The sequence below is a fragment of the Pseudomonas sp. FSL R10-2189 genome, assembly GCF_009600325.1.
Taxonomy (GTDB): Bacteria; Pseudomonadota; Gammaproteobacteria; order Pseudomonadales; family Pseudomonadaceae; genus Aquipseudomonas; species Aquipseudomonas helleri.
The window spans coordinates 187,308-209,093 of record NZ_WIVZ01000003.1 but is presented as its reverse complement, the minus strand read 5'-3'; the positions used below and the strand labels follow the sequence as shown (position 1 = coordinate 209,093).

Below are 21,786 nucleotides of genomic sequence, written 5' to 3'. Positions count from 1 at the left end.
TCGGTCAATGGCGCGTCCACGTACATTCGATGAAGCAAAGGTTCTCAGCGCCGTTGTCGACGCCTTCTGGGTGCGTGGCTATGAAGGCACGTCTACCCGGGATCTGGTCAGGTGTACGGGCCTCAACCAGCCCAGTCTCTATAACGCGTTTGGCGACAAACGCTGCTTGTATCGTCGTGCCCTTACGCACTATCTGGAATGCAGTGTGCGTGAGCGGATCCGGCGCCTTGAAGGGCTGCCGGATGCCGGAACGGCCATCACTCTATTCTTCACAGAAGTCCTGGATCGTACGTTGAACGATCCGCTTCACCGTGGATGCCTGCTGGTGAACTCCGCGCTTGAGGCGCATACAGACGACGCGGACTTGCGCCAGGCCATCGCAGAAGAGTTCGAGACCATTCGCCGTTTTTTCGAAAGCCGTCTGCAGGCCTTTAGCCTGCAAGGTGACGGTGTCAGGGAGATTGATGCGAAGCAGGGAGCTCACCATTTACTGAGTCTGTTACTGGGGGTACGCGTTTTAGCGCGCCTCAACCCCGACCCCGCGTGCGTCACAGACGCGGTTGACCTTGCACTTAACAGCCTTGGGCTTACGCCTTTGGCGCTTGCGACGCTCACTAAAAGCCCCTGCACGGAGTCACCATGATCAAGTTCTACTATCACCCGTCTCCCAACCCTGCCAAGGTCGCGCTGTTCCTTGAGGAATCAGGCCTCGCGTATGAACTGGTACCTGTTGATACCCGCAAGGGTGAGCAGCACGAGCCGGCGTTTCTCAAAATTAACCCCAACGCCAAGACGCCGGCATTGGTCGACGACGACAACATTGTGTTCGACAGCAACGCCATGCTGCTTTATCTGGCCGAGAAGACGGGGCAGTTCTTGCCTGCCGATAACCTTAAAGCCCGCGGTGAAATGTTGTCCTGGTTGATGTTCGTGGCCACCGGCATTGGCCCTTACTCGGGCCAGCATGTGCATTTCAAACACTTCGCCCCGGAGCCCAAAGACTACGCGGTTACCCGCTACACCTACGAAGCCTGGCGCCATTGGCAGATCCTTAATGATCGTCTGGCCAACCAGCCTTACATGCTGGGCAATGAGTACACCTTGGTGGACATGGCCGTATGGGGCTGGGCCCGCGCGGTGCCTTTCATCCTGGGGGATGATGCGTGGGAAAAACTGCCGCACGTCAAACGCCTGCTGGATGAGATCAATGCTCGCCCGGCCGCGCAGCGTGCCGAAGCGCTGAAGACACAGCACACCTACAAAACCGAAATGGATGCAGCCGCTCGTAAAGCCATGTTTCCGCAGATTGCTGAGTAAAAACGTCAGCTGAAGCGATGAATGTCGGGGAGGGAATGTGCACTTTCTGCCAGTGCCTTTCCCTCACCTTTGTCGCTGCCCAGGCACGAAGGCTGAGATTGATCGGCAAAGCAGATGGTGCGGTTACGCCCGTGTGCTTTGGCTTCATAAACCGCTATATCGGCCTGTGCCAGTAGATGTTCAAGCAGTATCCCGGCTTCGTGGCCGTTCTGCGTCATGCTTGAAACACCGATGCTGACGGTGATGCTCTCACCGGCCACCTGGACCCGGGAAATATGCTGGTGTACCCGCTTGGCCGCGCGTGTTGCGCCCTCAAGGTCTGAGTTGGGCAGCCACAGGGCGAACTCTTCGCCGCCATGGCGAATGACGCTGTCCTGCGCGCGAGCACTGTCTAACAACCGTTGGGCCACGTTGCGCAACACATTGTCGCCCTCGGCATGGCCAAACCGGTCATTGATCTGCTTGAAAAAGTCGATGTCTATCAGTAACAAACTACTGACCGATTGACTGTTTGCGGTGAGCATCCACTGTTTGACACTGCGCGTGAGGGCGCGCCTGTTGCCCAAGTTGGTCAGTGGGTCCGTCAGGCTCAGGTGGGCGAACTTGTCTGCTTTGATTCTGGCTTCTTGCGCATACTCGCTCAGTTGCGCATTGGCATACTGCAGTTCAGTGTTCACTTCAGTCAGTTGCAAGGCGGCTTCTTGGGCATGTTGGCGTGCCTTGAGCAACTCGGCTTCAAAGCGTTGTCGCTCTTTGGCCACGAAAAACAGCCAGATCACCACCTTTTCGCTTTCGGTCTGACTGATCCGCGCGTTCGTCATCACCGGTAGCAGTTGCCCATTGGTGGTCAGCAATTGCAGGTAAAGCTCGCTGAACTCACCATTTTTTAGCAGCATCGGCCAGGCATAGCTGTGCAGAAAAATACGCGAGGCGGGCGGGAAGTAACTGTCCAGGTAATCGCAGTTTTCAGACGCCACCAGTTGCCTGAAGTCCCGATTGGTATGCAGTACGTGACCATTACAGTTTGTGACTACTACCGGGCAGGGCAACCGTTCAAGGTAAAACACAACTGTCGCTCCCTGACAGATAGTGATGTATAGCCGAAGCCACCAGGTGCGGGTGACTCATGTGGGCGCAATGCCCGGAGACGTCCAGAACTTGCAGGACGCTGTGTTTCAGATGTTCGTTCAGGTACTCCCCGACTGGCAGGGGCACCAGCGTATCGCGGCGATGTTGCAGAATGAGGCTGGGAGTTGTGCAACGGCCCAGCGCTTGGCGAATGTCGGAGAAGAAAGTGGCCTGGGCGAATTGCCGCGCCATAACCGGGTCTGTTGAGCAGAAACTGCCTGCCAACTGAGCCGTGATCGGTGGATCTGCCTGTGAGCCAGCCACCACGGGGGCAAAGTACTCTGCCCAACCGATGTAGTTCTGATCCATGAGGGCCAGTAACGCTTCGAGGTCTGCTCGCTCGAAGCCGCCACTATACGCGGGTGGGGCGTTCAAGAAACAGGGCGAAGGCCCCACCAGGACCATTTGTGAGAAAAGGTCAGGGCGTTGGATCGACGCCAGGATGCCGATGCTGCAACTGACGGAGTGCCCGACGAAGATCACATCTTTGGACAGGCCCAAAGCGTCGCACACCTCGATCAGGTCCTGCGCATAACCGGCCAGCGAGCTGTATCTGAGCGCATCAAATGCGCGCGCATCCGAGCTGCCGCTGCCCACATAGTCGAATAATATTTGCCGGTGGGTGGCGGCAAACTCCGGCGTGAGGAGGTGCCACATTTCCTGATTACAGCCAAATCCATGGGCGTAAAGGATGACCGGTGCATCGGGGTTAGCGTGGGGTAATTGCTTAACGTTGTTGCGCTGGATGATACCCACTTCTGCAACACCTCTGTTAAGGGGGCGGTGATCAGAGGCCACAACACAGTCCAAGGTTTGTGTCGACAAGATGGCGTCAGTAGCGCGTCAGTATAACGAGGGTGATGGCAAAACGGCATCCCTGGCTTAGGCGCCAGGTCGCAGCCTGCATCAGCGCTTGCAGGCTGCGCGAAGGTTCGCTCTATAACGCGGCTGTGCGCAAGGCGTGTTTTTTCTCCAGGCCCGGCACGTCGTGCAGGGATATGCGTGATGTTTCTGGCAGCGCCAAGCCGCCTGCCAGGGCGAGTACTGCAACGGCCATCAGGTAAAACGCTGGCGACAGGTTGCTGCCGGTGGTGCTGATGAGCCAGGTGGCTACCAGCGGTGCGGTGCCGCCAAACAGGGTGTAGGCCATGTTGTAGGTGATAGCCGAGGCGGTGTAACGGGTGCGGGTCGGGAAGGTTTCCGAGAGCAGGGCGGCGGTCACCACGCCACACAGCACCGCGCCAATCGCCAGCAGCATGACGCCGATGACAGATGCAGCGAACCCGCCGGAGCTGGCCATCAGGAACGACGGGTACACGGCGACGATCAGCAGCGCGCAGGCGGTCATGACTGTGGCCCGACGCCCCACCCGGTCGGAATACAGCCCGGCCAGCGGGCAGATGGCGGCAGCGAAAATCAGGGCAATCAACGACACCAGCAAGGCCATGGCGCGGCTCAAGCCACCAGCTACTTGCAGGTAGGTGGCAAAGTAAGTGGTGAACATATAGAACGACAACGCCGTCAGCGACACAAAAGCGCCCAGGCAGCAAATGGCAGCGCCATGGTTGCGCAAGGTTTCTTTGAGTGGCGAATGGGCGACGTCGTGCTCTTCGGTGACCGCCTGGAACGCCGGGGTTTCATCCAGTTTGTTGCGCATGTACAGGCCGACCAGCCCCAGTGGCGCGGCAATCAGAAACGGCACGCGCCAGCCCCAACTGCTCATGGCTTCTGCCGACAACGAAGCCTCAAGGGCATAAGCCGCAACGGCCGCTGCGGCGAAGGCGGAGAACGTCGATACCGGCACAAAGCTGCCGTACCAGGCCCGTTTATGGTCCGGCGCGTGCTCCATCAAATAAGCGCACGCGCCTGCGTATTCGCCGCCCGCTGAAAAGCCCTGGGCGCAACGGATCAGCGTCAACATAATCGGCGCCATTACCCCGATCGCCGCATAGGTGGGCAGCACGCCGATCAGGGTGGTCGCCGCGGCCATCAGCAAAATGGTCATGGCCAGGGTTCGCTTGCGGCCGATGCGGTCGCCGAGCATGCCGAAAATCACCCCGCCCAGCGGGCGAAAGGCAAAGGCAACCGCGAACACGGCAAAGGTTTTGAGCAGCGCCGCGCTGGCGTCTTCACTGGGGAAGAACTGCTGGGCGATGGTGGTTGCGAGAAAGCCATACACCGCGAAATCAAACCACTCGACAAAGTTGCCGATCGAGGCCGCGACAATCACTTTTCTCAGCGTTTTAGGGCTGACGTGCCCGGGTGTGGTGCTGGTCATATGAGCCTCGATAATGGATCCGTGATCGATCGATTATCGGGGCAGCCCTGAGGGGGGAACGCTTCAAAAGTGCCCTCGACGTATTCAGGAGCGACGCTGGTCTTTGTCAGTTTGTGTCAAAAAAATAGTGATCAATGCGCGGATCACGGCGGGCAACGCTTCCAGATCGCGGACCAGGATGCTGCGCTCACGCACGCGCCAGGGTTCGTCAAGCTCGACGATGTGCAAGCCCATGGTGTGCTGATGACGCCGGGCCGAGGATTCCGGCAGGATCGCCAGGCCAACGCCGGCTTCAACCATGCGGCACATGGCCTCGAAGCTGTAGACCTTGATGCGCATGTTCAACGCCTGGCCGCTCAGGGCCACTTGTTCGTTCAAAAAGCGCAGCAGCGTGGTGCCTTCATGCAAGCCGATATGCGGATAGGCCAGGGTCTCGGTCAATTTGACCTTTTTGCGTGTGGCCAGTGGATGGTCGAGCGGGGTGACCAGAATCAACTGGTCGGTGCTGAAATGTATGACCTGCAAGCCATCTGCCTTGATCGGGCCGGCGATGATGCCCAAATCGGTGGAGCCGTCCATCACGCCGCGCACGATGTCACGGCTGAGCCGCTCCTGAAGGTCGACCGTAACGCCCGGTCGTTCAGCGAGAAACCCGGCAAGGATTTCCGGCAAGAATTCGGTCGCGGCGGTGGTGTTGGCGAAGATCTTGATGTGCCCGCTGGCCTCGGCTCCGTACTCGGTGAACTCGTTTTTCATGTAGTCCACCTGGCGCATGATCACTCGCGCATGGTGCAAAAACAGCTTGCCTGCGGGCGTCAGTTCTACACCCCGGCTGTCACGGTACAACAGGCGGCTGGCCAGGCTTTCTTCCAGGCTTTTGATGCGCGCACTGGCCGCAGCAGGTGACATGAAGGCCTTGCGTGCGCCCTGGGTCATGCTGGGGGATTCGGCGATTTGAATAAACAGGCGCAGGTCGACCAAATCGAAGTGCATGGCAGATATCCGTTGAGCGTGAGTGCTGGTCCACAGTCTTGGCGTTAAGCAAATCCGAACGCCCCCTTACGAAATCGCAGATTCACAGATCGCCGGGCTTTTAGCAATCTTGGCTAAAACAACAAGCCACGGGACATTACCGATGAGCGATAACGCACTGTCCACCTGGATCGGTCGTACTGAAGAGATCCACGATCACATCAGTCTCAACCTGGTCACCCGCATCGCCGCGACATTGGGCGAGCGTGTGCCACACGCTGGCGAGCCTTTACCTGCACTGTGGCAATGGTGCTTCTTCCAGCCTGCCGTTGAGTCGAGCGGCCTGGGCGGCGACGGGCATCCGGCCCGGGGTGGTTTTTTGCCCCCGGCGCACAACCGCAACCGCATGTGGGCGGGCGGGCGTTTCGAGTTTTACGCACCACTCAAAGTGGGTGCCGACGCTACGCGGGTTTCCACCATCACCAACGTTCAGGAAAAACACGGCAAGACTGGTTCGCTGCTGTTTGTCACGGTCCAGCATGACTACCTGCAAGACGGCCAACTGGCGATCCGTGAAGAGCAAGACATCGTCTACCGCGAACCGACGCCGCCTAAATTGACCAGCGGCGAGCCGTTGCCTGCGGGCACCTGGCAGGAGTCCGTCGACCCTGATCCAACCCTGCTGTTCCGCTATTCCGCCGTCACCTTCAATGGTCACCGCATTCACTACGACTGGCCTTACGCGACGCAAACCGAGGGCTATCCGGGGTTGGTGGTGCACGGGCCGTTGATCGCCACGCTGGCCCTGCGGGCATTTTGCCGGGCCAATCCTGATGCGCGTTTACGCGGTTTTACGTATCGCGGCCTGCGCCCATTGATCGCCCCGCAGCCCTTTGTCGTGGGCGGGCGTGTCAGCGCTCAGGGCAAGGCGCAGGTGTGGGCAGGCAATGCACAGGGCATCGCCCAGCAAGGCGAAGTGACCTTCGATTGACCGTGGCATTCAGCACAATAAATACAACAAGGACCTGAGATGAATCCGTATCTGAACGACGACTACAACGCCATTCGCGAGGGCGTGCGCGCCTTGTGCGCCGAGTTCTCGGCCGAGTACTGGCGCAAGATCGACGAAGAAAAGGGCTTTCCTGAAGCGTTTGTGGCCGCCATGACCGAGGCGGGCTGGTTGTCGGCAATGATCCCCGAAGCCTACGGCGGCTCGGGTTTGGGCCTGGCCGAAGCGTCGATCATTCTCGAAGAAGTCAACCACTGTGGCGGCAACTCCGGCACGGTGCATGGCCAGATGTACAACATGTTTACCTTGCTGCGCCATGGCAGCGAGGAGCAAAAAGGTTATTACCTGCCCAAGCTGGCCAGCGGCGAGTTGCGCTTGCAGTCCATGGGCGTGACCGAACCCACCACCGGCACCGACACCACCAAGATCAAGACCACCGCCGTGCGCCGTGGCGATAAATATGTGATCAACGGGCAGAAGGTCTGGATCTCGCGGATTCAACACTCGGACCTGATGATCTTGCTGGCGCGCACCACGCCGCTGGCCGAGGTCGAGAGAAAGGCCGATGGCATGTCGATTTTCCTCGTTGACCTGCGCGAAGCCATCGGCAACGGCCTGACCGTGCAGCCGATTGCCAACATGGTCAATCACGAAACCAACGAGCTGTTTTTCGACAATCTGGAAATTCCGGCCAGCAGCCTGATTGGCGAAGAAGGCAAGGGCTTTCGCTACATTCTCGACGGCCTCAATGCCGAACGTACGCTGATCGCCGCCGAGTGCATCGGTGATGGCCGCTGGTTCAACGAAAAGTCTGCGCAGTACGCCCGTGATCGCGTGGTGTTTGGCCGTCCGATTGGCCAGAACCAGGGCGTACAGTTCCCGATTGCCGAAGCCCATATCGAGCTGGAAGCCGCCGACCTGATGCGCTGGCGTGCCTGTGACGAGTACGACAACGGGCGCAATGCCGGGGCGGCAGCGAACATGGCCAAGTACCTCGCGGCCAAGGCCAGTTGGGAGGCGGCTAACGCGTGCCTGCAAACCCATGGCGGCTTCGGTTTTGCCAACGAATACGACGTTGAGCGCAAGTTCCGCGAGACCCGCCTGTACCAGGTGGCGCCTATTTCGACCAACCTGATCTTGTCTTACGTGGCTGAGCATTTGCTCGAACTGCCGCGTTCTTTCTGACCACGGTCTTTCGTCTTTCATGGGGAACGCTGCATGAGTCAGCACACGCAAGCGCTTACAGAATTTTTGGCCAATTTGCATCACGCGCAGTTGCCTGAAGCGGTCATTGATCGCACTGAAGAGTTGTTTCTCGACTGGCTGGGCTCGGCGCTGGCCAGCCAGGGCATGCACCCGATTCCGCTGTTCGAGCGCTATGCCGCAATGATGGGCCCCGCCAGCGGCCCGTCCGGTATTTTGGTCAGCGGCAAAACCAGTTCTGCGTATTTCGCCGCATTGGTCAATGGCGCCAGCTCACACCTGGTTGAGCAGGATGACTTGCACAACAGTTCGGTGCTGCACCCGGCGACCGTGGTGTTCCCGGCAGTGCTGGCGGCGGCTCAGGCACTGGGTAAAACCGGTCGCGAATTGATCGTTGCGGCGGTGGCCGGGTATGAAGCGGGCATTCGTATCGGTGAGTTCCTCGGGCGCTCGCACTACCGCATCTTCCACACCACCGCCACGGTGGGCACGCTGGCGGCGGCGGTGGGTGTCGGCAAGCTGATGGACTTTAACCAGGAACAATTCACCCACGTACTTGGTACGGCCGGCACCCAGGCGGCAGGCTTGTGGGAGTTCTTGCGTGACGCCGCAGACTCCAAGCAATTGCACACCGCCAAAGCCGCTGCCGATGGCCTGCTGGCTGCCTACCTGACGGCTGAAGGGCTGAGCGGCGCACAGAACATTCTGGAAGGCGAGCAGGGCATGGCGGCCGGTATGTCCAGCGATGCGCAGCCGGGCAAGTTGTCAGACGGTTTGGGCACGCGCTGGGCGCTGGTAGAAACCTCGTTCAAGTTTCACGCCTCGTGCCGACACACGCACCCGGCCGCCGATGCACTGCTGGCGCTGATGCAGCGCGAGCAACTGAGCGCTGAGGACATCGCAGGGGTCACCACGCGCGTGCATCAGGGCGCCATCGATGTACTGGGCCGCGTGCAGGTGCCGCAGACCGTGCATCAGGCCAAGTTTTCCATGGGCACGGTGCTGGGGTTGATCGCTGTGTATGGCAAGGCCGGGCTGCCGGAGTTTCATCAATACGCGCTGACTGATTCGCGGGTAAGCGATGTGCGCGACAAGGTGCGCATGGTGCTGGACGAGGAAGTCGACGGGGCGTATCCGCAACGCTGGCTGGGCCGGGTCGAGGTCACCACGCTGGCCGGTCAGACCTTGCACGGGCGCATCGACGAGCCCAAGGGCGATCCGGGCAATACCCTGAGCCGCGCCGATCTGGAAGACAAATTTCGCCGCCTGCTGGCGTTCTCCGGAGCACGCACTGACGAGCAGGCGACGGGCCTGATCGGACTGGTCTGGAACCTGCGCGAACTTGATGACTTGAGCGCGTTGACGCGAACCACAACCTTTGCCGGGAGCGCAGCATGAACGACAACACCGCCAAACCCCGCCCGCTGGACGGCATTACTGTGGTCAGCCTGGAGCATGCCATCGCTGCGCCGTTCTGTACCCGGCAGCTGGCCGATCTGGGCGCACGGGTGATCAAGGTTGAACGCCCTGGCTCCGGTGACTTTGCCCGCGACTATGACGAGCGCGTCAATGGCCTGGCTTCACACTTTGTCTGGACCAACCGCTCCAAAGAGAGCCTGACCCTCAACGTCAAGCAGGACGAGGCCGGGCAGGTGCTCGACAAGCTGCTGAGCACGGCTGATGTGCTGGTGCAGAACCTTGCACCGGGCGCCGCGCAACGCATGGGGCTGTCGTTTGCTGACCTGCATGAGCGCTTTCCGAGGTTGATCGTCTGCGATATTTCCGGTTACGGCGAAGGCGGGCCTTACGAGCAGAAAAAGGCCTACGACCTGCTGATCCAGAGCGAGGGCGGATTTTTGTCGGTGACCGGCGGGCCGGGTGAAAACGAGATGGCCAAGGCCGGCTGTTCGATCGCTGACATTGCCGCAGGCATGTATGCCTATACCGGCGTGCTCTCGGCCCTGTTGCTGCGCGACAAGACCGGCGAGGGCAGCCGTGTCGATGTGTCGATGCTGGAAAGCCTGGTGGAGTGGATGGGTTACCCGCTGTATTACGCCTACGAAGGCGCACCGCCACCACCCAGAGCGGGCGCCGCCCACGCGACGATTTACCCCTACGGGCCGTTCCCCACAGGGGATGGCGGTACGGTGATGCTCGGTTTGCAGAATGAGCGTGAATGGCAGCAGTTTTGCGACAAGGTGTTGCTGCGACCAGACCTTGCGCGCGACTCGCGCTTTAATGCCAATGCACGACGTTCAGAGAACCGTGCCGAGTTGCGGGCCATCATCGTTGAGACGTTTGCCCACATGACGGCTGCACAGGTGATTGCACGGCTGGACACGGCGCTGATTGCCAACGCCCATGTCAACGACATGGCCGGGGTCTGGGCGCATCCACAACTGCAGGCGCGTGATCGCTGGCGTGAAGTGGACAGCCCGTCCGGCAAGTTGGCGGCGCTGCTCCCTCCGGGCCGTAACACGGCGTTTGAGCCGCGTATGGATCCGGTGCCGGGTTTGGGCGAGCACACCGACAGCGTGCTGGCCGAGTTGGGTTACAAGGCGCATGACATCCAGCGCCTACACGAACAAGGAGCGGTGTGAGGCTGGCGCCTCACATCCCCTGCATGGAGCAGTTCATGGACAGAAGTACTATTCGCTCGGCACTGTTTGTGCCGGCCACCCGGCCAGAGCGCATCGACAAAGCGCTGGGCAGTGGCGCCGATGCGGTCATCGTCGACCTTGAGGACGCCGTGGCGGAACACCTCAAGGTTGAAGCGCGCAGCAATCTGCAGGCGTATCTGGAGGCCAATCCACAGGCGTGCATTCTGGTACGTATCAACGCGCCAGCGCATGAGCAGCAGGCCGCTGATCTGGCCCTGTGTGCTCGCTACCCCGGTGTGGTCGCCGTGCTGCTGCCCAAGGCTGAAAGCGCTGAGCAGGTGGAACGGGTGGCGGTTTGCGCCAAGCCGGTCTGGCCCATCATCGAGAGCGCCAAAGGCCTGCTTGAGTTACCGGCCATTGCCCGTGCACACGGAGTCGAGCGCTTGAGTTTTGGCGCGCTGGATCTGGGCCTCGACCTTGGTTTGATGAGTGGCACTGCTGGCGCCCAACGCATGCTCGATCAGGCGCGCTACGCCATTGTCTTGCACAGCACCCTGGCGCACTTGTCGCCGCCGCTGGACAGCGTGTTCCCCGACATCAAAAACACCGCAGGCATGACCTGCATGGCTGCCGATGCCCGGGACATGGGCTTTGGCGGCTTGCTGTGCATCCACCCCAGCCAGGTGGCACTGATTCACACGGCCTTTATGCCCGGCCCTGAAGAGCTGGACTGGGCGCGCCGGGTGCTGGATGCGGTGGCGGCTGGCGGCGGGGTCTATGTGGTCGATGGGCAGATGGTTGACGCGCCCGTCATCGGGCATGCCCGCCAGGTATTACATCGGGCCGGTGTGACGCCTGCCTGAGTCAAAAGCATCACCACGAAAAACCAAGCACGACCAAACAATAACAACAAGAGGTACATGCCCCATGTTTAAACACACTCTCAAGGCTTTGGCCTGCGCCCTGCCACTGTATGCCGGTCTGGCAAGTGCGGCAGATCCCATCAGTATCAAATTCGCCCACGTGGTTGCCGAACACACGCCCAAGGGGCAGGGCGCCCTGATGTTCAAAAAGCTGGCTGAAGAGCGTCTGCCTGGCCAAGTGAAGGTCGAGGTGTACCCGAACTCGTCGTTGTTTGGTGACGGCAAGGAGATGGAAGCGCTGCTGCTTGGCGACGTTCAGTTGCTGGCGCCATCGCTGGCCAAGTTTGAGCATTACTCCAAGCCGATCCAGATCTTCGACTTGCCATTTTTGTTCAACGACATCAACTCGCTTGATCGCTTCCAGCAGAGCCCCGAAGGCCAGGGGCTGCTCAAGTCCATGGAAAGCAAGGGCATTACCGGCCTCGGTTACTGGCATAACGGCATGAAGCAATTGTCGGCCAACAAGGCGCTGTACGAGCCCAAGGATGCACGTGGCCTGAAGTTCCGGGTGCAGGCGTCGGCGGTGCTGGATGAGCAGTTCAAGGCGTTGCGCGCAGCACCGCGAAAAATGAGTTTTGCCGAGGTGTATCAAGGGCTGCAGACCGGGGTGGTCAACGGTACTGAGAACACCTGGTCGAACTATGAAAGCCAGAAGGTCAACGAGGTGCAGAAGTACTTCACTGAGTCTGACCATGGCGCCATCGACTACATGGTGATCACCAACACCAAGTTCTGGAACAGCCTGCCTGAAGATGTGCGCACGTCACTGGATCAGATCATGACTGAGGTCACGGTCGAGGTGAACAAGCAGGCCGAGGAGCTGAACCAGGCCTCCAGAAAAACCATCGTCGATTCGGGCACCAGCGAAGTCATCACCCTCACACCTGAGCAGCGCGAAGAGTGGCGTGAAGCCATGCGCCCGGTCTGGAAAAAATTCGAAAAAGACATCGGTGTCGACCTGATCAAGGCAGCGGAGCAATCGAACCAAAGCAGTTAAGACCTGAAGTGCCGCCGGTAATCGCGTGAGCGCTTGCCGGCGGCAGCGTCAATGGCGAAAGCGACAGCCTGCAAGGTCTGTCGCGCCTTGGCTTCATTGGTTTTAGTCGTCGCTTTGCGACCGCTCTTTCAAGGGGAGATTACCCATGCAGGCATTTTTTCGTGTCTGGAATCGTGTGGAAGAAGTACTGGTGGCATTCCTGCTTGCAGGCATGACCCTGGTGACGTTCTCCTACGTGGTCTTCAACAACCTTTACGGTGTTTTTTATTCTTTGGGCGATTCTCTGCCCTTCGCCAACGACGCCATGCTCAGCATCGGCGACGGCATTCTGTATATCGCCCAGGAGATGACCTGGAGCGTGGCGCTGACCAAGGCCATGTTCGGTTGGCTGATCTTTGTCGGGTTGGCCTGGGGCGTGCGCATTGGCGCGCATATCGGTATCGATTTGCTGGTACGCCAGTTCAGTCCTGAGAACCAGCGGCGCGTGGCGTTGCTTGCCTTGGTGATCTGCCTTGGCTATTGCGCACTCATGGCTTACTCCAGCGAACAGTGGGTCGCCACGCTCTATGCCGTCGGCACCAGCGCTGAAGACCTCGACCGTTTCGGTATTCGCCAGTGGCAGATCGTAATGATCGTGCCAATCGGCTTTGCTTTGATGTTCCTGCGCTTTCTGCAGGTGTTCATTCGCGTCGTGCAGGGCAAGCAGCAAGGGCTGGGCTTGCACAGTGAAGTGGATGAGGCCGTGAAACTGGCTGAAAACGACACCTCGGAGAACGCCAAATGACTATCAGCTTTCTATTTGTCGCTCTGTTCGTGCTGATGTTTATCGGCATCCCGGTGGCGATTTCCCTGGGCTTGTCCGGGGCCATGACCATCCTGTTCTTCAGCAACGACTCAGTTCGTTCCCTGGCCATCAAGCTGTTCGAAACCAGCGAGCACTACACGCTGCTGGCCATTCCGTTCTTCCTGCTGTCTGGCGCCTTCATGACCAGCGGCGGTGTGGCCCGTCGCTTGATCGACTTCGCCAACGCCTGCGTGGGGCATATCAAGGGTGGCCTGGCGATTGCGGCGATCATGGCCTGCATGCTGTTTGCGGCGCTCAGCGGGTCTTCACCGGCAACCGTGGCCGCTGTGGGTTCTATCGTGATTGCCGGGATGGTGCGCTCTGGCTACAAACAGGAGTTTGCCGCCGGTATCGTGTGTAACGCCGGTACGTTGGGCATTCTGATTCCGCCGTCGATTGTCATGGTGGTTTACGCCACCGCGACCGAGACCTCGGTGGGCAAGCTGTTTATGGCCGGTGTGATTCCGGGGCTGTTGCTGGGTGTGGTGTTGATGATCACCATCTACATCCTCGCGCGGGTTAAAAACATGCCCGCGCTGCCGCGAGCGTCGTTCAAGGAAATCGTCACCGCAGGTCGCAAAGCGGGCTGGGGCTTGATGCTGATCGTGATCATTCTGGGCGGTATTTACTCCGGCATGTTCACCCCGACCGAAGCTGCGGCCGTAGCAGCGGTGTATGCGGCGTTTGTGGCGATCTTCATCTACAAGGACATGACCTTTCGCGAATGCCCGAAGGTGATTGTCGAGGCGGGCAAGCTCAGCGTGGTGCTGATGTTTATCATCGCCAACGCCATGCTGTTTGCACACGTGTTGACTACCGAGCAGATCCCGCAGTCGATCACCGCCTGGGTGGTTGAACAGGGCTTCACGCCGATTGAGTTCTTGTTGGTGGTCAACGTCGTGTTGCTGGTGGCGGGCACCTTTATGGAGCCGTCCGCGATCATCCTGATCCTGGCGCCGATCCTGTTTCCGATTGCCATGCAACTGGGCATCGACCCGATCCACTTGGGCATCATCATGGTGGTGAACATGGAGATCGGACTGATCACACCGCCAACCGGGCTCAACCTGTTTGTGACCTCGGCGGTTACGGGCATGCCACTGACCCGAGTGGTGCGTGCGGTGTCGCCGTGGCTGTTGGTGATGCTGGCGTTCTTGATTCTGGTGACGTACGTGCCGTTTGTGTCGCTGGCACTGCCGAACTGGCTCGGGATGTAAACGCTGCGGTAAAGCTAAAGGGCCTGCACGCGATAAGCGTGCAGGCCCTTTTTTGTGGCCGCTGACGGGGTGTATCGACTACCAGAGAGGAACCACGTAGCTGACATACAGACGGTTTTCGTCTTGCACGGTCGCGCCAGTAATATCCGGGCTGGCGTGGGCATTTCGCCAGGTCACACCCAGACCTTTGAAGGTACCGGTCGGGATCTGGTAGGCGAGGGTGACGTTGCGTTCCCACTCGCTGGTGGTGCCTTGCGCGGTACGGATGTCATCACCGTGGGCATACGACGTGGCGAAGGTCAGACCGTTTACGCCCAGCTTGCTGAAATCATATTTGTACTGCGCCAGCCAGGTGCGTTCGCCTGCATGCTGGAACTTGTTCAGTTGCATGTTGGTGAGGGCCGGAGTGTCGGCGCCCGAACCTGGACCTTGACGGTTGTCGCCACTGTTCAGGCCAGAGTCCAGGTACGGGAAGTCGCTATCGCCGCTGTTTTTCTGGATGCCCAGGCCCACAGTGTGACCGTCCAGGGTGTAGCTTTCGAGCAGGCTGACGGTGGACTGGTTGATACGGCCCTTGGAGGCGCCATTGTCATACAGGCCGGCAGCGGCATAGTCTTTGTCGCCATCGGCGTTGCCGCCCACACCCAGGCTGCGGTACAGACGGATGTCGGTGTCAAAGGCACCTACAGCCACCGCGTCATGGCGCTTGGCGCCGAGGAAGAACTGCTGGTAGTAATCCTCAAGGTTGGAATACCACAGGCTGACGGTGGTGCCCGGCAAGCCGGTGTAGTCGGCGCCACCGAACAGGAAGCGATCGCTTTCTTTGGTACCGCCAGCGGTGATCATGCCCTGATCGCCAGTTTCGTTACGGATCTTGGTCTTGAGAATGTCACCTGCAGTGAAGGTGAAATCCGTCAGGTCCTTGGACACCAGTTGCACACCGGTGTTGGTCTGCTGATACAGGCGCCCGTCAGTGTTGGCCAGGACCGGGTTGTTGCCGTACAGCGTACCCACGCGCAACTCGTCTTTAGCGAAACGCATTTTGAAAGTAGGGCTCAGAACGCCGAACTGATCGGCAGATTTGCCATCATCCAGCGGGAACATACTGCCCGGGTAACGACCCTGGTGGGACTTATCGTTGAGGTCACCACCGGAGTCCAGCTTCAGACCATAAAACCCCTGCAAGTCCAGACCAAAACCAACCGGACCTTCGGTGTAGCCAGACTTGAAGTTGAATTCAAAGCCCTGGCCCCAATCGCGAATGCTGTGGGCCTTAGCGTTGCTGTTAACTACATCGCGACCCTGTTGATTGAGGTAACGGTTAAGCAGGGTTAGATCGGCGTGACTGTCATCGATAAAGTCGGCGTGTGCTGACAGCATAAAGCTCGCCATGGCGACCCCCACCATAGGGCTTACTAACTTCTTCATTGATCCCGGTCTCCGTCATTATTCTGAAATTAAAGCGTCAAACGCTTCACATAATTAGGCGATTCCTATGTGACAGTTCGGAGTCAAAAGCGGGGTTTGGCAGATGAAATTAAATTTAAGAAAGCCCGTGGATACGGGGGTTTTGCAGGTGTTTCTGAGGTTTTTGGCGAGTGTTGTGACTGCCCTCTGGAGGTCGCGCGCGAGGCTCGGATTCGCCATAAACTGCGCACCCGAGACGTCCCGGAAATTCAACAATAAAGGAGTTATTGCATGACAGCGGACAAAGCGTGCCCGGTGGTATTACGACGGGGTCAAACGCTGGAAATCCTTGCGTTTGAGCACCCTTTGGCAGGCTTGCAACTGGTCAAAGGCAGCGTCGAACCGGGAGAGCCGACCGACGTGGCAGCCGTACGAGAATTGTTCGAAGAAGCGGGGATTACCGCCACGGCAAAATACGCTTTGGGCGAGTGGCGATCGACGCTAACGGGGCACACCTGGGCGTTTCATGAATGTCATGTTGATCAGGCACTTCCCGAGACGTGGGCACATTTTGCCTCCGATGACGGAGGGCATGAATTCCGGTTTTTTTGGCACCCGTTGATGAGTGAACCGTCAGACAGCTGGCATCAGATTTTCAAAGATGCTTTGAGTTTTCTTAGGCAGGCCCTCGCAGATACGTAAATTTACGCTCAACTATCGGCGTGCCATCGAGTCCAAGGACTTCGTCTGGTGACAGTTTTGCAACCAATGTTGAAACGGAGGGAGAGAATGAAAAAAATCATAGGCCTGGCAGCGCTGACCCTCCTGGTCGGATGCTCGGCGAATCAGCCAAAACAGCCCGAACTTAACGACACCCAAGCATGCATGACCTACCGATCAATGATGACTGCCCCCATGGCCCCGGATGCGATGCAGCGTCTGAGAGAAGCGTGTGAACAGTCGAGGGTGCGTCATGCAGAGATCTTGTAGGAGCTGTCGAAGGCTGCGATCTTTTGACGTTCAAAATCAACAGTTGTAGCCTTCGGCAGTTCCTATATCGCATTGCGTTTCGTCAGCCGTAGCTTGACTCACCCCTCAGCACGGCGCTCGAGCGCAAATATCCAGCGTCGAAGTGGGCCCCAATACGCCAAATCAATCACATCAAAAGTAACCCATACCCGGGTCCTTACTGAAAACGCCTGAACCGTTGGGCTGGGTGAGACAGCAAGAGGATTACTGATCGATACGAGCGATTGATGCGCACTCCCGATGTAGGGCGAATTCCTGGTGTCGAGAAGACCGACCTGTAACGTTCCGTTAACGTCTGGAAGGCTCAAGGGCAAGGTCTCGCCAGTTGCCAACTGTCCTATACACGCGCTCTCAAAAAAGACGGCAAGTGGCGCGCTCCGGCCAAAAGCATTGTTTAGAAAACCCTTCTTTCGATGAATGGTGATATCCATGTGCCGCCCTTCATTGACCGAGTGCAATGAGTATTGGTCAGTCTGACGATAATGGCGAATCACTCTCTAACCACAGGGATGGATTAGTACAGGTGTGCTAATTGAAGAAGAGTGTTTTGATGTTATCGTTTTTCTTGTATTGGTAATGTTCGAAATATTACGTGCTTTGATTAAAAGCAAAAATATTTAACGTCTGCTCATTGTTCTGGAAGGTTCGGTAAGTGTATGTCAGGGATATTCAGGTTGGGTGGTGTGCTAATAGTGTTGGCGTCGTTATTGACGGGGTTTAATTCGGCACTGGCCGCCAGTAAAGACCCTGTTGGCGACTGGTGGCTTGTTTACAGCGTCGGTACGGGGAAAAACAACATTATGTTTGTCGCCGACCTCACTTCCATGACACCACCAGTTAAAAAGGGCGGTACACAGTTTGTCGAGGTTAGCCAGATCTTCGCTGATCCATCAAAACCGCTGGTGGACGTCTATACAGTTGAAGTTCAATGCGCCAAACACAGGGCTAGCTTTGTTAAAGGCACATCTACTGATCGAGCCAGCAACGTACGTCGGGATCTGGAAGTGTCTAATGAGTGGCTCACGCTGGACGATAATGCACTGTTATACACGTTTGGATTTGTGTGTAATCCGCGGGATCGAGTCTTCAATGGCATGTTGTCGTTGGGGAAGTTTACTCATAAAAAGCTGCTGGAAACTATCGCGGAGTTACAAGCACCGCCGAAAACGCCGATGCAAGAGTTAGAGCAGATGTTGGGTAATGATAAGCCGCACGGTCCTGGTGAGATGAAATGAAAGTTTATAAATGGCTTAAAACGGTTTTGTTGATAATGCTAGTGCCCGGTTTTATGGTGGCCAGCGGCTGTTCGTTGATTGCCCAGAATCGCTGGGAAGGTCGCGATGCCCAAGAGGCACTGAATTTATTCGGCAGGCCCGATACGATGAAAGCAACGCAAGATTCTGCTGGAGAGAAACTCGTTGTGATGACGTGGTACAAAACCTCTCAGTGGACGACTACCGAAGCGGCCGGTACATCCATGACCCATGGAGCTAATGGCACGACTCATACGGAATATTATGAGCAAGTGGGTCATGGATCGGACTGCAAACTGGAAGCGACGGTCAATCAGGCCAAGAAAATAGTGCTGTTTAAAATTCAGGACGGAAAAATACTGCATGGCAAGTGCCAAAATATTCCTTACGTTCCCGGTTATATTCCGCCTGGTTTTTAGGGGGAACGACCAAAACTTACGCCCTGAACAGTGCATGAACGAGGCTAATGAAGCCATCGCTGCGTGAAATTTCGCGAGGGATGCTTGAGGTGGTCAGTATGATCATCACTTATGACGGCACGATCACTTTTAAATGGGAAATGGTTGCTGATGAATATCGTCAGAGCGAAGCAGACGAATTTGAGCCCGATGCAGACTCTGCACCTTTTTAAATGACACAAAAAAGCCCGCTCGACGGCGGGCTATTTTTTCTAGCTAAGACTTACAAAGAATCATTATTTTGCTTTTTTAGTTCAGCTGTGCATTCAGGTTTATTGTTGAAATCGTACTGCACTACGAAGTAGCCTTTGTCTCTGGAAGCTGCTCTGGCATCAATCGCAATGCTGCTGATGTCATTCTTAATTCCAGGCCCTTTCCATTCAGCCGCCAACGTTCGATCCTGCTTGTAAAGGCTGGTCATCCAGTCATTTGAGTCCTTCCAAATGCTTCCAGGCATCAAGAAGTCATAGATTTTTGGCTTTCCGTAGATTGCGGTCAGGGCATCTCTCATAGAATCGTAGCCTGATTGTAACTGATGCCCGAAGTCATTCGTTTGTATAGATTTCCCAATTGCTCTAATCACGCAAAGCCCGACCGTGGGCGAGATAACCAAACCGTATTGCTCAAAAGCATCGTTCGGCTTCGGAGCCTTATCGAGAAAATACAGATTTTCAGATTCTTTAATGAGCCTTGGAGTTTCTCCTGTCATTTTCTCAATGATTTCTGCACTTATACCTGACTCAAAACCGAAAGGCCCTGTGCCGGTCGGTAAAAGATCAGGTGCGGCGGCTGGTTGAATTGCCGCAACCGAGGGGACAGGGACTGAGCTCTTTGTAGGCAATACCTGCATAGCTGCGCGAACAGGGAGTAGGCCGTATTTTGAAACCAAGTACTGCTGCTCAAGCATCGCAAGGGTTTGCTCACTAGTCGCAATAGTTGAAAGCTTCAGTGCCAGAATAAGTCCTCCACTGTATTGCGCGGCTTCAGCCTTTGCAGAAGCGATATTCACCTTGGTTTGTGCTATTTCGGCAGCTAGTTTGCTGGCGAGTTCCTCATCCGCGTTAGAGGCAACTGTAGCTACGGTTACGCTACTTTTTGATTGGACAGCCAATATTCGTTGCTCTAACAGTGCTTGATTAGTTTTAAGAACCTCAACTCGAGTAGTAATTAGATCCTTTATCAGCCCCCCGCTATAGTTGGCTGACGACTGATTCGCTGAATCAATTTCTTGCTTCGTCTTTGATAGCTCGATCTCCAATTGTGAGACGTAAGCCTTTTGTTCCTGAGTGAGTTCTTTCTCTGTGCAGCCTTGAAGCATGAAGACGGCCCAAAAAACCAGAAAATATCCATATGTGCGCAATTCGCATTCCCTCCTTAGTTGAGTGGGCACTTTACCATTTGTGGCGTTCGGCCACCATTTGGCGTTGAGAGAAGGTAGCGCCATTCGCTTGCCACAACTAAGCATAAAGACCAAAATAAAGACCTTTTCAGGAGGCATAATCTATGCAAAACGTTTTCGCTGACGTGGCTGTGAGCGTGTCCGAGCTCAAGAAGAACCCTTCGGCGGTGCTGAGCGGGGCAGGCGGCGCCACTGTGGCTGTCCTGAACCATAACCGCGTTATGGGTTACATGGTTCCAGCCGAAGTCTATGAGGCCATGATTGAGCGACTGGACGACCTTGAGCTGGCGCAAGTAGCCAAAGCTCGTATTGAGGCGGGCGAGGAGCCTGTCCGTGTATCGCTCGACGATCTGATTGGCGAGGCTGAGGCCGATATCGCAAATGGCCGTTGAGTACACCGTCGAATGGGACCCAAAGGCGCTGAAGGAATTACGCAAGCTGGACGGTGCTGTACGTCTTCAGTTTTTGCGAAAGCTTGAAGAGCGCCAAGGCCGCCCGCGAGTGCCTGGCGATGCGCTTCATGGCTTAAAGGACTGCTACAAGATCAAATTGCGCGGGGCAGGGTACCGATTGGTTTATCGCGTCGAGGATGAGCGGATTGTCATCCTGGTGCTGGCCATTGGCAAGCGAGAGCGCGGCTCAGTGTATGAGCAGGCAGAGAAACGCTAAGCCAGATACAAGAAGCCCGGCGCTTGGCCGGGCTTATCTATGGCGCTTTCTTTTCGGTCATAGGTTGCTGCGTGGCTTGAGTGCTTTCTGCAATTGGTTTTTCCGACTTACCGGCCTGATAAAAATTTGTACTATCAGGAATTGCGGAGCAGCTCCCAAAATTTCGGAGCAAAAAAACAAAGGGCCTGCACGCTGAAAGCGTGCAAGCCCTTGATTTGTTTGGTGCCCGAAGCCGGAATCGAACCGGCACGTCCTTTCGAACGGGGGATTTTAAGTCCCATGCGTCTACCAATTTCGCCATTCGGGCGGTAGCGCTGTAAAGCGGGTCATGCAGGATGTGCTTTGACGTGCAAAGTACTCAGTAGCCTGCGTGACAGGTGGTCGAATATATAGACCCAACAGCGTTGAGGCAAGTTGGTTAGAGCTTTTTAAGCAAGTTTTTTTGATCTGACCTTCGATTAAAATCGTCGAAAAATCAGAGAGCTAGGGAATTAGCGGAAAGGTTTGGTCGGATTTATCGCGATTGTGTGTAGGACCGAGTGGCTGCTCGGGCTGGCGATTGCTGCGGGTTTGTTTAAAAGCGCATTGGCAGTCGAGGTTTATGGGCCAGGCACAGCCAGCATCCCCCTCACAAAAAATATGGCCTGACGGCGAATACCAGCGGCATTGAGGACTAACCTTGAAGCGGATGGTTCTCCAGGTTCGATGAAGGGTAGAGCGTGAGCACTAGGGCATCTTGCTTTTAAAAAGTGCTGGTCTACCCTGATTTCCTTGGCGTTCTTCAGTTTCGCCATTCAAAGCGAGTCGCCTCTTCGGTAAGCGCTAATGCAGTGCAAGGTTAATCAAAGGGAGTTGATGCCACCATGATGTTTGTCGTTTTTGCCGTACTTGCATTGGCGCTGGTTGTGGGCTGGTTCGGTCGCAGGAAGTGGGCGCTGATACTGCTGTTTGTGTTTTTTGTTTTGGCCATCAAGGTGTTTCTCTGGGAAATTTATAGCCCGGAATATGGTTACAGAATGCCCTGGATTCAGGTGAATAATGCGGGTGATGAGTTCCCGGCCAGTACACGTGCGTAATCAAGTT

General features: G+C 56.8%; 24 protein-coding genes and 1 tRNA gene. 17 read left to right on the top strand and 8 right to left on the bottom strand.

Going from position 1 to position 21,786, the window contains the following annotated elements; translation table 11 throughout:
- The first annotated feature begins 7 nt into the window (after window positions 1–7).
- Window positions 8–643: a TetR/AcrR family transcriptional regulator gene (locus GHO32_RS04165; RefSeq protein ID WP_153333139.1), complete on the top strand. Its 636-nt coding sequence runs from the start codon at window positions 8–10 to the stop codon at window positions 641–643.
- The gene (locus GHO32_RS04160) at window positions 640–1,317 is read left to right on the top strand and encodes a glutathione S-transferase family protein (protein ID WP_153333137.1); all 678 of its coding nucleotides are present in this window, start codon (window positions 640–642) and stop codon (window positions 1,315–1,317) included. Before GHO32_RS04165 ends, GHO32_RS04160 begins: the two co-directional genes overlap by 4 nt.
- A 5-nt stretch (window positions 1,318–1,322) precedes the next feature.
- Here GHO32_RS04160 and GHO32_RS04155 read toward each other — a convergent pair whose 3' ends face one another.
- The 4 genes from GHO32_RS04155 to GHO32_RS04140 form a co-directional block, all read right to left on the bottom strand.
- Window positions 1,323–2,294: a GGDEF domain-containing protein gene (locus GHO32_RS04155; RefSeq protein ID WP_178113836.1), complete on the bottom strand. Its 972-nt coding sequence runs from the start codon at window positions 2,292–2,294 to the stop codon at window positions 1,323–1,325.
- Window positions 2,295–2,370: 76 nt separating this feature from the next.
- Complete coding sequence (locus GHO32_RS04150; RefSeq protein ID WP_368668378.1) at window positions 2,371–3,201, bottom strand: alpha/beta fold hydrolase; 831 nt, start codon at window positions 3,199–3,201, stop codon at window positions 2,371–2,373.
- Between the two features lie 181 nt (window positions 3,202–3,382).
- Window positions 3,383–4,723 (bottom strand): MFS transporter, encoded by a 1,341-nt coding sequence (locus GHO32_RS04145; protein ID WP_153333135.1) that lies wholly within the window; start codon window positions 4,721–4,723, stop codon window positions 3,383–3,385.
- An 84-nt stretch (window positions 4,724–4,807) separates the two neighbouring features.
- Window positions 4,808–5,716: a LysR family transcriptional regulator gene (locus tag GHO32_RS04140; RefSeq protein ID WP_153333134.1), complete on the bottom strand. Its 909-nt coding sequence runs from the start codon at window positions 5,714–5,716 to the stop codon at window positions 4,808–4,810.
- A 142-nt stretch (window positions 5,717–5,858) separates the two neighbouring features.
- Here GHO32_RS04140 and GHO32_RS04135 point away from each other — a divergent pair, with 142 nt between their 5' ends.
- The 8 genes from GHO32_RS04135 to dctM all read left to right on the top strand — a co-directional run bounded on the left by GHO32_RS04135 (window position 5,859) and on the right by dctM (window position 14,488).
- Window positions 5,859–6,686 (top strand): MaoC family dehydratase N-terminal domain-containing protein, encoded by an 828-nt coding sequence (locus GHO32_RS04135; RefSeq protein ID WP_153333132.1) that lies wholly within the window; start codon window positions 5,859–5,861, stop codon window positions 6,684–6,686.
- Window positions 6,687–6,725: 39 nt separating this feature from the next.
- The gene (locus GHO32_RS04130; RefSeq protein WP_153333130.1) at window positions 6,726–7,889 is read left to right on the top strand and encodes an acyl-CoA dehydrogenase family protein; all 1,164 of its coding nucleotides are present in this window, start codon (window positions 6,726–6,728) and stop codon (window positions 7,887–7,889) included.
- 33 nt (window positions 7,890–7,922) lie between these two features.
- Window positions 7,923–9,305 (top strand): MmgE/PrpD family protein, encoded by a 1,383-nt coding sequence (locus tag GHO32_RS04125; protein WP_153338138.1) that lies wholly within the window; start codon window positions 7,923–7,925, stop codon window positions 9,303–9,305.
- Window positions 9,302–10,507 carry a CaiB/BaiF CoA-transferase family protein gene (locus GHO32_RS04120; RefSeq protein WP_153333125.1) on the top strand — a complete coding sequence of 402 codons (1,206 nt, stop codon included), beginning with the start codon at window positions 9,302–9,304 and terminating at the stop codon, window positions 10,505–10,507. The genes GHO32_RS04125 and GHO32_RS04120 overlap by 4 nt, the downstream gene beginning before the upstream one ends.
- Before the next feature lie 35 nt (window positions 10,508–10,542).
- A complete protein-coding gene (locus GHO32_RS04115) occupies window positions 10,543–11,370 on the top strand; it encodes a CoA ester lyase (RefSeq protein ID WP_153333123.1) in 828 nt (275 codons plus the stop codon).
- Window positions 11,371–11,434: 64 nt separating this feature from the next.
- Complete coding sequence (locus GHO32_RS04110; RefSeq protein WP_153333121.1) at window positions 11,435–12,427, top strand: TRAP transporter substrate-binding protein; 993 nt, start codon at window positions 11,435–11,437, stop codon at window positions 12,425–12,427.
- 145 nt (window positions 12,428–12,572) lie between these two features.
- Window positions 12,573–13,211, top strand: a complete 639-nt coding sequence (locus tag GHO32_RS04105) for a TRAP transporter small permease (RefSeq protein ID WP_048370054.1) — start codon at window positions 12,573–12,575, stop codon at window positions 13,209–13,211.
- Window positions 13,208–14,488 (top strand): C4-dicarboxylate TRAP transporter large permease protein DctM, encoded by a 1,281-nt coding sequence (gene dctM / locus GHO32_RS04100; RefSeq protein WP_048370056.1) that lies wholly within the window; start codon window positions 13,208–13,210, stop codon window positions 14,486–14,488. Before GHO32_RS04105 ends, dctM begins: the two co-directional genes overlap by 4 nt.
- A 78-nt stretch (window positions 14,489–14,566) precedes the next feature.
- Here dctM and GHO32_RS04095 read toward each other — a convergent pair whose 3' ends face one another.
- Window positions 14,567–15,895, bottom strand: a complete 1,329-nt coding sequence (locus GHO32_RS04095; RefSeq protein WP_082148729.1) for an OprD family outer membrane porin — start codon at window positions 15,893–15,895, stop codon at window positions 14,567–14,569.
- 291 nt (window positions 15,896–16,186) lie between these two features.
- Here GHO32_RS04095 and GHO32_RS04090 point away from each other — a divergent pair, with 291 nt between their 5' ends.
- Window positions 16,187–16,597: an NUDIX domain-containing protein gene (locus GHO32_RS04090; protein WP_153333119.1), complete on the top strand. Its 411-nt coding sequence runs from the start codon at window positions 16,187–16,189 to the stop codon at window positions 16,595–16,597.
- Window positions 16,598–16,983: 386 nt separating this feature from the next.
- Here GHO32_RS04090 and GHO32_RS04085 read toward each other — a convergent pair whose 3' ends face one another.
- The gene (locus tag GHO32_RS04085) at window positions 16,984–17,355 is read right to left on the bottom strand and encodes a hypothetical protein (protein WP_153333117.1); all 372 of its coding nucleotides are present in this window, start codon (window positions 17,353–17,355) and stop codon (window positions 16,984–16,986) included.
- Between the two features lie 261 nt (window positions 17,356–17,616).
- On the opposite strand from GHO32_RS04085, the gene GHO32_RS04080 reads away from it, so the two are divergent.
- Genes GHO32_RS04080 through GHO32_RS04070 form a run of 3 tightly spaced genes read left to right on the top strand, consistent with a single transcriptional unit; the run spans window position 17,617 to window position 18,808 of the window.
- Window positions 17,617–18,159, top strand: coding sequence for a hypothetical protein (locus tag GHO32_RS04080; RefSeq protein ID WP_153443845.1), 543 nt, complete (start codon window positions 17,617–17,619; stop codon window positions 18,157–18,159).
- Window positions 18,156–18,596, top strand: a complete 441-nt coding sequence (locus tag GHO32_RS04075) for a hypothetical protein (RefSeq protein ID WP_153333113.1) — start codon at window positions 18,156–18,158, stop codon at window positions 18,594–18,596. The genes GHO32_RS04080 and GHO32_RS04075 overlap by 4 nt, the downstream gene beginning before the upstream one ends.
- A gap of 47 nt (window positions 18,597–18,643) precedes the next feature.
- Window positions 18,644–18,808 (top strand): hypothetical protein, encoded by a 165-nt coding sequence (locus tag GHO32_RS04070; protein WP_153333111.1) that lies wholly within the window; start codon window positions 18,644–18,646, stop codon window positions 18,806–18,808.
- 50 nt (window positions 18,809–18,858) lie between these two features.
- On the opposite strand, the gene GHO32_RS04065 is transcribed toward GHO32_RS04070, so the two are convergent.
- Window positions 18,859–20,133, bottom strand: coding sequence for a hypothetical protein (locus GHO32_RS04065; protein WP_256665468.1), 1,275 nt, complete (start codon window positions 20,131–20,133; stop codon window positions 18,859–18,861).
- Between the two features lie 5 nt (window positions 20,134–20,138).
- Here GHO32_RS04065 and GHO32_RS04060 point away from each other — a divergent pair, with 5 nt between their 5' ends.
- Together GHO32_RS04060 and GHO32_RS04055 are read left to right on the top strand one after the other, a co-directional pair.
- Complete coding sequence (locus tag GHO32_RS04060; protein WP_123748888.1) at window positions 20,139–20,426, top strand: type II toxin-antitoxin system Phd/YefM family antitoxin; 288 nt, start codon at window positions 20,139–20,141, stop codon at window positions 20,424–20,426.
- Window positions 20,416–20,703: a type II toxin-antitoxin system RelE/ParE family toxin gene (locus tag GHO32_RS04055; protein WP_153333109.1), complete on the top strand. Its 288-nt coding sequence runs from the start codon at window positions 20,416–20,418 to the stop codon at window positions 20,701–20,703. The genes GHO32_RS04060 and GHO32_RS04055 overlap by 11 nt, the downstream gene beginning before the upstream one ends.
- A gap of 220 nt (window positions 20,704–20,923) precedes the next feature.
- Here GHO32_RS04055 and GHO32_RS04050 read toward each other — a convergent pair.
- Window positions 20,924–21,010 (bottom strand) — tRNA-Leu (locus GHO32_RS04050).
- Between the two features lie 556 nt (window positions 21,011–21,566).
- Between GHO32_RS04050 and GHO32_RS04045 the strand changes: the two genes are divergently transcribed.
- Window positions 21,567–21,779, top strand: coding sequence for a hypothetical protein (locus tag GHO32_RS04045; protein WP_153331013.1), 213 nt, complete (start codon window positions 21,567–21,569; stop codon window positions 21,777–21,779).
- The last annotated feature ends 7 nt before the right edge of the window (window positions 21,780–21,786 follow it).

Excerpts from the sequence above, each read along its gene's own strand:
- GHO32_RS04095 (WP_082148729.1), bottom strand. The coding sequence starts at position 15,895 with ATGGTGGGGGTCGCCATGGCGAGCTTTATGCTGTCAGCACACGCCGAC.
- GHO32_RS04135 (WP_153333132.1), top strand. The coding sequence starts at position 5,859 with ATGAGCGATAACGCACTGTCCACCTGGATCGGTCGTACTGAAGAGATC.
- GHO32_RS04115 (WP_153333123.1), top strand. The coding sequence starts at position 10,543 with ATGGACAGAAGTACTATTCGCTCGGCACTGTTTGTGCCGGCCACCCGG.
- GHO32_RS04120 (WP_153333125.1), top strand. The coding sequence starts at position 9,302 with ATGAACGACAACACCGCCAAACCCCGCCCGCTGGACGGCATTACTGTG.
- GHO32_RS04140 (WP_153333134.1), bottom strand. The coding sequence starts at position 5,716 with ATGCACTTCGATTTGGTCGACCTGCGCCTGTTTATTCAAATCGCCGAA.
- GHO32_RS04060 (WP_123748888.1), top strand. The coding sequence starts at position 20,139 with ATGCAAAACGTTTTCGCTGACGTGGCTGTGAGCGTGTCCGAGCTCAAG.
- GHO32_RS04105 (WP_048370054.1), top strand. The coding sequence starts at position 12,573 with ATGCAGGCATTTTTTCGTGTCTGGAATCGTGTGGAAGAAGTACTGGTG.
- GHO32_RS04065 (WP_256665468.1), bottom strand. The coding sequence starts at position 20,133 with ATGCCTCCTGAAAAGGTCTTTATTTTGGTCTTTATGCTTAGTTGTGGC.
- GHO32_RS04165 (WP_153333139.1), top strand. The coding sequence starts at position 8 with ATGGCGCGTCCACGTACATTCGATGAAGCAAAGGTTCTCAGCGCCGTT.
- GHO32_RS04130 (WP_153333130.1), top strand. The coding sequence starts at position 6,726 with ATGAATCCGTATCTGAACGACGACTACAACGCCATTCGCGAGGGCGTG.
- GHO32_RS04075 (WP_153333113.1), top strand. The coding sequence starts at position 18,156 with ATGAAAGTTTATAAATGGCTTAAAACGGTTTTGTTGATAATGCTAGTG.
- GHO32_RS04055 (WP_153333109.1), top strand. The coding sequence starts at position 20,416 with ATGGCCGTTGAGTACACCGTCGAATGGGACCCAAAGGCGCTGAAGGAA.
- GHO32_RS04125 (WP_153338138.1), top strand. The coding sequence starts at position 7,923 with ATGAGTCAGCACACGCAAGCGCTTACAGAATTTTTGGCCAATTTGCAT.
- GHO32_RS04160 (WP_153333137.1), top strand. The coding sequence starts at position 640 with ATGATCAAGTTCTACTATCACCCGTCTCCCAACCCTGCCAAGGTCGCG.
- GHO32_RS04090 (WP_153333119.1), top strand. The coding sequence starts at position 16,187 with ATGACAGCGGACAAAGCGTGCCCGGTGGTATTACGACGGGGTCAAACG.
- GHO32_RS04085 (WP_153333117.1), bottom strand. The coding sequence starts at position 17,355 with ATGGATATCACCATTCATCGAAAGAAGGGTTTTCTAAACAATGCTTTT.
- GHO32_RS04070 (WP_153333111.1), top strand. The coding sequence starts at position 18,644 with ATGAAGCCATCGCTGCGTGAAATTTCGCGAGGGATGCTTGAGGTGGTC.
- GHO32_RS04145 (WP_153333135.1), bottom strand. The coding sequence starts at position 4,723 with ATGACCAGCACCACACCCGGGCACGTCAGCCCTAAAACGCTGAGAAAA.
- dctM (WP_048370056.1), top strand. The coding sequence starts at position 13,208 with ATGACTATCAGCTTTCTATTTGTCGCTCTGTTCGTGCTGATGTTTATC.
- GHO32_RS04045 (WP_153331013.1), top strand. The coding sequence starts at position 21,567 with ATGATGTTTGTCGTTTTTGCCGTACTTGCATTGGCGCTGGTTGTGGGC.
- GHO32_RS04110 (WP_153333121.1), top strand. The coding sequence starts at position 11,435 with ATGTTTAAACACACTCTCAAGGCTTTGGCCTGCGCCCTGCCACTGTAT.